Raw genomic sequence first — 707 nt, forward strand, 5'->3', positions numbered from 1 at the left:
CCTGCACGACCAGAGCAAGTACCCCGCCGCCGCCACCCTGCAGCTGCCGGCCGAACGCCAGGGCGACCTGAATGCGCTGCTGCAACTCACGGTGCGCAGCGCCGCGGGCAACCTGGTGCCCATCCGCGAACTGGTCAAGGTGACGGACACGGCGCGCGAACAACCGCTCTATCACAAGGACCTGCTGCCGGTGAACTATGTCGTGGCCGACATGGCGGGCAAGCTCGACAGCCCGCTGTATGGCGTGTTCGCCATGCGCGGCGAACTGACCCGGATCGCGACGCCGGGCGGGGGCACGCTCGTCGAGTACTTCATCCACCAGCCCGAGGACGCCTACCGCGACTACGCGCTCAAGTGGGACGGCGAGTGGCAGATCACCTACGAGACCTTCCGCGACATGGGCGCCGCCTATGCCGTCGGCCTGGTGTTGATCTACCTGCTGGTGGTGGCGCAGTTCGGCTCCTACCTGACACCGCTGATCATCATGGCGCCGATCCCGTTGACGATCATCGGCGTGATGCCCGGGCACGCGCTGCTGGGTGCCCAGTACACCGCCACCAGCATGATCGGGATGATCGCGCTGGCCGGGATCATCGTGCGCAATTCGATCCTGCTGGTGGACTTCATCAACCTCCAGGTGCGCGCGGGCATGCCGTTCAAGGACGCGATCGTGCACTCGGCCATCACCCGGGCGCAGCCGATCATGC

1 protein-coding gene is annotated in these 707 nt (G+C 66.5%); it reads left to right on the top strand.

Features of this window, described 5'->3' with window-relative positions:
* Positions 1-707, top strand: a 707-nt coding sequence (locus AC1DTN_RS37845) for an efflux RND transporter permease subunit (RefSeq protein WP_477925268.1), incomplete at both ends; no start/stop codon positions are given.

The sequence above is a fragment of the Rhizobium sp. 01T444 genome (assembly GCF_056398305.1).